The sequence below is a fragment of the Serratia sp. T13T92 genome (genome assembly GCF_047530105.1).
Lineage (GTDB): Bacteria > Pseudomonadota > Gammaproteobacteria > Enterobacterales > Enterobacteriaceae > Chania > Chania fonticola.
Genome location: NZ_JBLJAK010000137.1, coordinates 1 through 663, shown reverse-complemented (window position 1 = coordinate 663; position 663 = coordinate 1). Strand labels below are relative to the sequence as shown.

Genomic DNA, 663 nt, shown 5'->3' with positions numbered 1-663 from the left:
TACGCGTCAGGCAAGGAACAACGGAAATTGCCGCCATTCTGTCTTGCCTGAAACAGCGGTAAGGCGATCCCACGGATGGGGTTCGCCCCATCCGTAACTTGCTGGGAGGCGATCCGCGAGCACCCTTCTTTGACCTTTCAACATCCTGTCAAATCATCCCACACGCTTTTCCTTATCAATTCCCCGGATGCCAGCATTCGGTATTGCAGTACGTGCACAGAAAAATTGCGAATCGCTTCGCTATCTGAACAATCGCGCGCATTCAACAGCATGGGTATTAAGTAGACTGCAGGTGGGTGCTCTGGATCTTTCCGTCTGGAGCATTTGGTAAAGGATGGAAAGAGAAAAGCCCCGGACCGATTTACATCAATCCGAGGCCGATCTCACTCCTAAGCAAGGTGAGGTTAGCCTCTTAAAATCCCAAAATCAAGGGACAAGGAGGTTAAGAATGCCGCAAAAACTGCTGGTTTTATGTCTGATCGTTATCTGTGTGACGCTGATCGCATTCACCTGGATAACACGTGATTCGCTGTGTGAATTACGCGTCAGGCAAGGAACAACGGAAATTGCCGCCATTCTGTCTTGCCTGAAACAGCGGTAAGGCGATCCCACGGATGGGGTTCGCCCCATCCGTAACTTGCTGGGAGGCGATCCGCGAGCACC

The 663-nt window shown here is 51.4% G+C and carries 1 protein-coding gene; it reads left to right on the top strand.

Annotated elements, in window-relative coordinates; genetic code table 11:
• Positions 1 to 448 precede the first annotated feature (448 nt).
• Positions 449 to 601, top strand: coding sequence for a Hok/Gef family protein (locus ACMV5I_RS29605; protein WP_059200725.1), 153 nt, complete (start codon positions 449 to 451; stop codon positions 599 to 601).
• The last annotated feature ends 62 nt before the right edge of the window (positions 602 to 663 follow it).

What these genes read in the sequence shown, in the direction of transcription:
- ACMV5I_RS29605 (WP_059200725.1), top strand. Translation starts at nt 449, where the DNA reads ATGCCGCAAAAACTGCTGGTTTTATGTCTGATCGTTATCTGTGTGACG.